General features: G+C 68.5%; 7 protein-coding genes and 1 pseudogene. 2 read left to right on the forward strand and 6 right to left on the reverse strand.

Translation table 11 applies throughout. The features are described from left to right. Positions 1–6 precede the first annotated feature (6 nt). From VS93_RS13025 to VS93_RS13035, 4 genes and pseudogenes are all read right to left on the reverse strand, one after another. Positions 7–1,155, reverse strand: coding sequence for a thiolase family protein (locus tag VS93_RS13025; RefSeq protein WP_046470200.1), 1,149 nt, complete (start codon positions 1,153–1,155; stop codon positions 7–9). After that, on the reverse strand, positions 1,155–1,433 hold the full coding sequence (locus VS93_RS13030; protein WP_236700522.1) for an OB-fold domain-containing protein: 279 nt from the start codon (positions 1,431–1,433) through the stop codon (positions 1,155–1,157). Before VS93_RS13030 ends, VS93_RS13025 begins: the two co-directional genes overlap by 1 nt. Positions 1,434–1,442: 9 nt before the next feature. Beyond that, positions 1,443–1,601: pseudogene (locus VS93_RS33410) on the reverse strand (hypothetical protein); the annotation flags it as partial. A 42-nt stretch (positions 1,602–1,643) separates the two neighbouring features. Beyond that, a complete protein-coding gene (locus VS93_RS13035) occupies positions 1,644–2,774 on the reverse strand; it encodes an acyl-CoA dehydrogenase family protein (RefSeq protein WP_046470202.1) in 1,131 nt (376 codons plus the stop codon). Between the two features lie 240 nt (positions 2,775–3,014). Between VS93_RS13035 and VS93_RS13040 the strand changes: the two genes are divergently transcribed. Next, positions 3,015–3,797, forward strand: coding sequence for an alpha/beta hydrolase family protein (locus VS93_RS13040; RefSeq protein ID WP_082126855.1), 783 nt, complete (start codon positions 3,015–3,017; stop codon positions 3,795–3,797). 13 nt (positions 3,798–3,810) lie between these two features. Further along, positions 3,811–4,611, forward strand: a complete 801-nt coding sequence (locus VS93_RS13045; RefSeq protein WP_046470217.1) for an SDR family oxidoreductase — start codon at positions 3,811–3,813, stop codon at positions 4,609–4,611. Between the two features lie 489 nt (positions 4,612–5,100). Here the strand turns inward: VS93_RS13045 and VS93_RS13050 are convergent, their stop codons facing one another. Together VS93_RS13050 and VS93_RS13055 are read right to left on the reverse strand one after the other, a co-directional pair. Further along, on the reverse strand, positions 5,101–7,638 hold the full coding sequence (locus tag VS93_RS13050) for an MMPL family transporter (RefSeq protein WP_046470203.1): 2,538 nt from the start codon (positions 7,636–7,638) through the stop codon (positions 5,101–5,103). A gap of 40 nt (positions 7,639–7,678) precedes the next feature. Continuing rightward, positions 7,679–8,353 carry a TetR/AcrR family transcriptional regulator gene (locus VS93_RS13055; RefSeq protein WP_046470204.1) on the reverse strand — a complete coding sequence of 225 codons (675 nt, stop codon included), beginning with the start codon at positions 8,351–8,353 and terminating at the stop codon, positions 7,679–7,681. Between the last annotated feature and the right edge of the window lie 398 nt (positions 8,354–8,751).

The following is an 8,751-nucleotide window of genomic DNA, read 5'->3' on the forward strand; positions in this document are numbered from 1 at the left end:
CGCCACTCACCTCTCCAGCACGGTGCACGCACTGATCCCGGGCGCGCCGTAGACGTGGGTGAAGCCGAGCCGTGGCCGCCCCGATACCTGACGGTCGCCAGCGCGGCCGCGCAGTTGGGTGACGACCTCGTGCACCTGACGCAGGCCTGATGCGCCGATCGGCTCGCCGTTGGCGATGCAACCGCCGTCGGTGTTGACGGGGAGCCGCCCGCCGATCTCGGTCTCACCCTCGGCGATGAGCTTCTCCTGCTCGCCGTGCTCGCAGAAGCCGCACTCGGCCAGGTGCATGACCTCGGCACCACTCTCAGTGTCCTGTAGCTGTGCGACGTCGATGTCGCAGGGCGCAACGCCGGCGGCCTCGAACACCGCGGTGGCGGCGTCGCTACTCACGCTCGACGGCGTACCGGTGCCCTGGATCGCCGGACTGAACACCTCGAACGATCCGAACCGTCTGGTGCGGGTGGCGGCGGCTCGCAGCCACACCGGTGCGTCGTCCAGTTGCCGGGCCGCGGAAGGGCTCGCCAGGAGCACCGCGGCGCCGCCCTCACCGGGCGAGCAGAACATGTACCTTGTGAGCGGGTCGTTCACCATGTCGGCAGCGGCGATGGCCTCGGCGCTCAGCGGCTGCCGGCGCCAGGCATTCGGGTTGACGGAACCGTTGCGGTAGGCCTTCTCGGCCACCTTCGCCAGCGTTGTCGGTGTGATGCCGTGTTCGCGCGTGTAGCGGGCGATCTTGATCCCGAAGAACTGGGTGGTGACCATCAGGCCCGCCTCACCGTAGCCCGCCGGGAGCCCCCACTCCTCCGGCAGCGGGTCGAACGCGCCGCGCGGGTGTTTGTCGAAGCCGACGGCCAGCGCGAGGTCGGCGGCGCCGGAGCGGATCGCGCTCATCGCCGACAGCAGGGCGCTACCGCCGGTGGCACATCCGTTCTTGACGTTCATGAACGGGATGCCCGTGAGTCCCAGGTCGGAGACGAGCGTGTCGGCGAGTCCGGAGGAGTCGCTGCCGCCAAAGGCGATCTGGACATCCGGCCAGGCGACCCCGGCGTCGTGCAGGGCTTGCTGGACCGCCTCGACGGCGAGCCGCCGCCCGGACTTGTCCGGCTGGCGGCCGAACCTGGAGAGCCCGACCCCGACGATCGCGACGTTCGGCATCAGACCGCCTCCCCCTGGTGGGAGACGGTGGCGAACCGCGGCACCGGCTCGGTGGCGACCAGTGACACCGGCGACCCGGCATCCAGATCCGTGAACTCCTCGCAGTCGAGGACGGCCTCGACCTTGATGCCCTCCGGCAGTTCCACGTAGCCGACCGCGAACGGACGAAATCCCTCGGGCGGGGGCACGTACGGTGGAGACTTCGGGGGGAACCGCTGGATGGTGTACGCCCACACCCGGCCCTGCGTACTGAGCCGGATCCTCGAAGCACCGTACACGCCGCAATGCATGCATCTTTCGGATGGCGGGAACGCGACCGCGCCGCATCCTTCGCACCGGCTGCCCGCCAACGCGACGGTTTGCTGAGTCGACGCCACATCTCCTCCTGGCCACCGACGTGCTCCGACTTCGGCGACACGCCACGTTCTATGCTGAACTGGATTCACTTCAATTTAGCATCGCGGGCATGGACGGGTCAACGTTCGGGGTCACACGCCCACCTGCTCTGCGATGCGTGCGCGGGCACCACGGGCGTCCCCGAACAGCGGCTCGTCGCCGAGGGCGCGACGGACGTAGTAGTGCGCCTCGTGCTCCCATGTGAAGGCGATGCCACCGTGCAGCTGTACCGCGTCGGCGGTCGCGCGCAGCGTCGCTTCCGTGCACACGGCCGCCGCGACGTCGGCGGCCAGGGAGGCCCCTTTCGGGTCATCGGTCCAGACCGAGGCCGCGTACCGCGCCGCCGAGCGGCTCCGCTCCAGGTCGACGAGCATGTCGGCCAGGCGGTGCTTGATGACCTGGAAGGATCCCAGCGGCCGACCGAACTGGTGCCGCTGGCTGACGTGGTCGAGCGTCATCGACAGCATCCGGTCGACCACCCCGACGTGCTCGCAGGCGAGGGACGCCCGCGCGAGGTCATGCAGCACGGCAGTGGCCTCGTGGGCACGCTCGGGTGGGACAAGGAGCGCGGCCGAGGCTCCCTCGAAGATCAGCGCGGCCTGACGGCGCCTGAGGTCGATGGTCGTGAGCTCCTCCCGCCGCACCGGCGCATCACGCAGGTCCACGGCGAACAGAGCGGGCCCGGCCTCTGTTCCGGCGAGAAGCATCACGGCGTCCGCGGCTCCTCCCTGCAGGACCCGCGGCAGTCGGCCGTGTACGGCCCAGCCGTCACCGCCCACGGCCACGGCATCGACGTGTCCGGGCTCGAGCGGCGCCATGGTGACCACGACGTCCCCTCGTACCGCCGGCTGCAGGAGTTCCTCGGCCACACCCTCCGGCGCTCGGAGCAACGACTGGACACCGAGGACCGCCGACGCGAGGACCGGCTCACACACCAGCGCGCGCCCGCACTCCTCCAGAACGACCCCGAGCTCCCGCAGGCCGTATCCGAGTCCACCTCGCGCCTCCGGAACCGCCAACGCGCTCAGGCTCATCTCCTGGTTCAGCAGCTTCCACAGCTCCGGCGCGTACCCCAATGGGCTCTCCGCGGACACCCGGACCTTCTCATGTGACGCGTGGTCGTCGAGGATCTGCCGGACGACCGCGCGCAGGTCGGCATGCTCGGCGACAGGCGCGAGCAGCGACGGCGACGCCTCCGGCCAGGGACGGGCAAGGGACTTCATGGGCCACTCCAACTGAGTTGAGATCAGTTCAGTTTATGGACCACGCGTCGACGCGGCAAGCAACGGGCCCGATCACACAGACGGCAGAGGCACAGTGACTCCGCAGCGGCGGGCACTGGGGCCCGGCGCCGGCGAGGCCAGGTCCGACTCCGGTCCGTGACTCTCGGCGGTTGACTTGTCAGTGGACAATGGGCTTAAGTGAGACTAATTCAGTTCAACTCTCTGGGAAGGACGGCCGAGGTGTCCTTCGTTCTCGTCCACGGCGCCGGAATGGGCGCCGACTGCTGGCACCGGCTCGCTCCACTGCTCGACGGCGAGGTCTGCGCTGTCGACCTGCCGGGGCGCGACTCACGGTCGGACGTCGACCTGCGCTCGGTGACGCTCACCGACTGCGAACAGGCGATCGTCCAAGACGTCGACGCAGCCGGGCTGTCCGACATCGTGCTCGTGGCCCACTCCTTCGCGGGCGTCTCCGTGTCCCGGGTGATGCCGGCGCTGGCATCGCGCTTGCGGCATGTCGTGTTCCTTTCCGCCGTCGTCCCGGACGACGGGGCACGCGTGATCGACCAGATCGACCCTGGCGTCCGCGGCGTAGCCGAGGCGTGCATCCATGACGGGATCTACCACCAGGACCGAGCAGGCGCGGAGGCGATGCTGTGCAACGATCTGGGCGTGGACGACACCGCCTGGACACTGGACCAGGTGGTGGACGACTGTGCCGCGCTGCTCACCGAGCCCGTGGACCTGTCCGGGCTCGCCACCCCCGTCAGCCGCACGTACGTGCGGCTGACCAAGAACCACTGCTACCCACCGGAGCTCCAGGAGCACTCGTCACGGATCGTGGGCGGCGACACGGTCTTCTTGAGTGCTGGCCACATGGCCATGGTCTCCGTTCCCGGTGACGTCGCCGCTCTCGTCAACCGCCTGCAGCACGACGTGCCCGCGGCCGCCGATGACCATCCCGTCTCGCTCGGCGCACCGCACGCGTCTCGTGAGGCCCGAGTGGCCGACCAAGCGGGCTGAAGAGGTCACGTCGATGCATAAGCAGAGTCTCTCGGGACGGTGTGCTGTAGTCACAGGCGGTGCCGGAGGGATTGGCGCGGCGACTGTCCGGGCCTTGCGCGCCGAAGGTGCCACGGTGTGGATCACCGACGTCGACGACGCCGCAGGAGAGGAACTCGCGGCTGAGCTGGGACATGGAACCCACTACCGTCACCTCGACGTGACGGACGAGAGCCAGTGGGGCACCCTCGAGGAACACCTGTCCTCCGTGGGCGAGACGCTCAGCGTGCTCGTCAACTGCGCCGGGGCGGCGACCAAGTCGCCGATCGTGGCCACCCCGGTCGAGTCTTTGCGTCGCATGTTGGAGCTCAACCTCGTTGGCACGTTTCTGGGCCTGCAGTGCGCGGCCAGAACCATGAACGACGGGGGCGCGATCGTCAACATCTCCTCGCTACGCGGAGTCCTCGCAACCGCCGAGCTCGGCGCATACGGCGCGGCCAAGTTCGGCGTACGGGCGCTGTCCCGGGTCGCTGCCGTGGAAATGGCCGACGCGGGCATCCGCGTCAACTCCATATGCCCGGGCAGTATCGCGACTCAGATCACCGACAGCCCCGACTTCGCCAACGACGACATGGCTGCCTACGTCGCCGGTATTCCGATGCAGCGCCAGGGGGCGCCGGAGGAGGTCGCCCAGGCGGTCGTATACCTCGCGACAGACCAGAGCAGCTACGTCACCGGTATCGACCTCATCGTGGACGGTGGCACGGCAGCCGGCCGTGTGACTCCAACGTGGCACCGGATCGGGACCGGTACAACGCCACCGCATCAGCCCTGAAATCGGCCGGGTAGACCTTCATGACCATATAGGTGGACACCTCCTCTGTCCTTATTGTCGGAGATTTCCACTACTCGGGGGGAAGCTCAGTTCGCTTGCTGCCCTGCTGGGGCCGCCAAACGACCACGGCGGTGGCAAAGATCTGCGTGACCGGCAAAGACATTGTGTCGCGAGGTTCGCGCACATCGGCTGTTCACCCACTCTCGTATCCCCGAACATGGATTGACCTGCGACATCAAGTCCGAATCCCACTGGGCCCATATGCAAAGGAACATCTCCATGGATTCGCCATAAGCTCCTCGTGGCCCTATCCGGCGCGGTCTCGGGCCCGGGCGACCTGTCGTCGCCGGCTCGTCTGCGTGCCCCCTTTCGGTCGCCCGCACCTGTCCGGAAAGCACACCGAGATCGTCTGCGGTTACGTCCCGAGCGTCCCGCGCAGCGGCCGCCGGGTGGCTCAGACCGCCGCCTCCGCCACCCGGCCGGGCTCCCTCAGCGCTGCCCCGAGGGGACATCGTCCTCGAAGGCATTCCAGGACGGCTCCGTAGGCGCTCCCGCCGCCTCGGCCCGAGCTCTGTCGTCCGGGACCTCCTCCCGCTCCCGCATGTGGTGGCGCTCCAGGGCCGCCCCCTCCACGTCGATGTCGGGCAGGATCCGGTCGAGCCACCGAGGCAGCCACCACGCCGTTTCGCCGGCCAGGTGCATGAGCGCGGGGATGAGCGTCATACGGACCACGAACGCGTCGAACAGCACACCGATCGCGAGGGCGAAACCGATCGAGCTGATCATCACGGTGTCGGAGAAGACGAACCCGCCGAACACCGAGATCATGATGACCGCCGCGGCTGTGACCACCGCGCGACCGGCCCGGAAGCCCTCCACGACGGCGAGCCGCGCGGGCCGTCCCTGCACGTAGGCCTCGCGCATGCCCGTACCGATGAAGAGCATGTAGTCCATGGCCAGACCGAACAGGATCCCCACCACGAGCGTCGGCAGGAAGTTCATGACCGGACCCGGATTCTCGACCCCGAAGAGTCCGCCGAGCCACCCCCACTGATAGATGGCCACCACGCTGCCGAGCGCCGCGAAGAAGGACAGGATGAAGCCGAGGGTCGCGACGACCGGAACGAAGATCGACCGGAAGACCAAAAGCAGGATGACCAGGGACAGGCCCACGATCACCGCGAGGTAGGTCGGCAGCGCATCGCTGAGCGTCTCGGAGATGTCGATGTTGCCGCTGGCCATACCCGCGACACCGAGTTCGCCGGCTCCGTCGAGGGGCGCCAGGCCACGGAAGGTGTGCACGAGGTCCTCGGTCGACTCGCTCGCGGGGCCGTCCACGGGCACGACCTGGAAGATGGCCAGGGTCTCGTCGTCGGAAATCCCGATGGGGGCCACCGCCGCCACGGCGTGCCGGGAGTAGAGCTCCTCAGCGACCTCCATCTGGTGTTCCCGCGCCTGCCCTTCGCGCGGGGACCTGGGCAGGTCCGCGGCGACCAGGAGCGCGCCGTTCTGACCGTCTCCGAAGTTCTCGGCCACGGCGGTGTAGGCGCGGTACTGGGTCGAGTCGGTGGGCTCGGAGGAGCCGTCCGGCATGCCCAGGCGCAGGTCGAGGGTCGGCAGGGCGATGATGCCTAGGGCGAGGACGGCCGCGGCGGCGCGGCCGACCGCCCGCCCCGCCGACATCGGGCGGATCTCGGGGTCGGTGTCCGTGTGCCCGTCCTCGGTGCGGGTAGTCGTCGCGGCGCCGGCGAGCCGGTCACGCTCGCGACGTGCCAGGATGCGCATCCCGACCAGCGAGAGCAGGGCCGGGACGAGCGTCACCGCGATCAGCACGGCGATCGTGATGGCGAGGGAGCCGACGGTCCCCATGAGGCCGAGGAAATCGATTCCCGTCAGGTTCAGGCCCAGAAGTGCGATCAGCACGGTCGTGCCCGCGAAGACCACGGCGTTGCCCGCGGTCCCGTTGGCCAGGCCGATGGACTCCCCGACGTCGATCCCCTGCTTGAGCTGGCGGCGGTGCCGATTGACGATGAACAGCGAGTAGTCGATACCGACGGCCAGGCCGAGCATCAGACCGAGGATCGGCGTCACCGACGCCATCTCGAGCGGACCGGACAGGGACATCACGGTCAGGGTGGCGATACCGACGCCGATCAGTGCCGTCAGGATCGGCAGCCCGGCGCCCACCAGGGTGCCCAGCGTGACCACCAGCGCGACAGCCGCCACGACCACCCCGATCACCTCGGCGGCGCTGACGAGGCTGGGCATGCTCATGGCGATGTCGTCGCCGAAGTCGACGGTGGTCCCGGCCACGGGGGCGTCCTCGAAAACCGCCATCACAGCGTCCCTGGTCTCCTGTGAGACCTCTTCCTGGCTCTCGGTGAAGGCGACGTTGACGAGCGCGGTGCCGCCGTCCTCGGAGACCAAGCGGATCTCGGAGGCCATCTCCAGCAGGGCCGCGCCCTCCTCAAGTTGTTCGCTCTCCTCCTCCAGCGTCTCCCGGTTCTCGTCGAGCTCGGCCTGCTGAGCGCCGAGTTCGTCCTCGATCTGGTCGAGCATTCCGACGAACTCGGCCTGCCCGCGAGCCTCGTCGAGCTCGTCCTGACCGGCGTCGAGTTCCTCCTGGGCGTCCCCGATCTCCTCGCGCCCCTCGTCGAGTTCCTCCTGCCGCTCGGCGCGTTCGTCCTCGGCCACGAACGGGTCGACGACGTCCTCGACACCGGAGACCTCGGCGGCCGCCTCGACGCGATCACTGATCGCCGCCCGTTGTTCCTCGGAGAAGGCCGAACCGTCCTCGGTCTGGTAGACGACGGTGCCGGTTCCGCCTCCCATCCCGGAGAACTCCTCCGACACCTTCTGGTTCACCTGGTCGGTGGGCGTGCCGGGGATCGAGAAGCTGTCCTCGAGTTCACCCGAGAAGAGGAAGAACGCCGTACCGGCGGAGATGAGGAGAGCCAGCCACACCGCGATGACGGTTCGGGCGCGACGCGCAGCAGCGCGCCCGAGTCTGTAGAGAAATTCAGCCATGGGTTCCTGCAAACGATGGTGGGAGAGGGAGCGCGGGGGCTCAGGACGTACTGCGGTCGGAGGCGAGGGCGCCGTATCCGCCGCGGATTACGGCGATCAGACGGTCCAGGAGCTCGTCCCACACACGGCGGGACTCCCGTGTGTCGCCCCCGTCGGTGGCCTCGTTCCAGTGCCGGTGGACCACCAGTGCGCCACTCACGAGCGCGCCGCACATCACCTCCACCTCGAAGGCGTCGGCGGAGGGGTAGTGGCGCAGAGTGGTCGCCGAGATCCGGGTGCCCAGATCTTTGATCGCACGTTCGAACAGAAGGGCCTGCCGAGAGGTGGGCAATGTGCCCTCACCGCCGAAGATCCGGGTGAGCTCGGTGATCGGGGTCACCAGGTCGGTGACGCGTAGGGCTTCGGCGACCCGGTCGAACACCGGCGTGGTACCGGAGCGTCCCGTGGCCTGGGACGAGAGGTTGGCGTCGATGCTGTCGACGATCGTCTCGATCATCTCGCCGAACACCTCAAGGACGATGTCGTCCATCGTCTGGAAGTGGTTGAAGACCGTCCTGCGGGAGACGTCCGCCCGCTCCGCTAGCTGGTCGACGGTGAAGTTCGTGCCTCCAATCTCGGTCATCAGCGCCGTCGCGGCGTCGACGATGGCTCGTCGGTGGCGCGCCTTCAGCGCCTCACGCCGATCGGAGGACGGGGGCTTGTGCTGATCGTCCATACCGTCAAGCTAAAGAAGTAGATGCACTTAGTGCAACGACGCACTGAGTGCATCCAGTCACAATCGCACTCCGGGAGGGGGCGCACCGGACAGGCACCGCGAACGACGGAGCCTGCTCCTCGGCGGTCCGGGCCCGTCCACGCCGGCGCAGGATCACGGCGGCCATCCCGCGGACCAGTGTGTCCACCGCAAACGCAAAGGCCCGACGGGCGGCAGGCCCCCGATCTTCGACCGGGAGGCCTACCGCGACCGCACCACCGTCGAGCGGGCGGTCGATCCGCTCAAGCAGAACGGGCGATAGCGGCCAGGTACCACAAGCGGGCCGCGATCTATGACGGAACGGTCCTCGCCGCGGTCCGGGTCTGGCTGCGCGACCTCACCCGTTCAAAAACACTTCC

The organism is Allosalinactinospora lopnorensis, from assembly GCF_000981225.1.
Classification (GTDB): Bacteria; Actinomycetota; Actinomycetes; order Streptosporangiales; family Streptosporangiaceae; genus Allosalinactinospora; species Allosalinactinospora lopnorensis.

What these genes read in the sequence shown, in the direction of transcription:
- VS93_RS13025 (WP_046470200.1), bottom strand. Translation starts at nt 1,155, where the DNA reads ATGCCGAACGTCGCGATCGTCGGGGTCGGGCTCTCCAGGTTCGGCCGC.
- VS93_RS13035 (WP_046470202.1), bottom strand. Translation starts at nt 2,774, where the DNA reads ATGAAGTCCCTTGCCCGTCCCTGGCCGGAGGCGTCGCCGTCGCTGCTC.
- VS93_RS13045 (WP_046470217.1), top strand. Translation starts at nt 3,811, where the DNA reads ATGCATAAGCAGAGTCTCTCGGGACGGTGTGCTGTAGTCACAGGCGGT.
- VS93_RS13050 (WP_046470203.1), bottom strand. Translation starts at nt 7,638, where the DNA reads ATGGCTGAATTTCTCTACAGACTCGGGCGCGCTGCTGCGCGTCGCGCC.
- VS93_RS13055 (WP_046470204.1), bottom strand. Translation starts at nt 8,353, where the DNA reads ATGGACGATCAGCACAAGCCCCCGTCCTCCGATCGGCGTGAGGCGCTG.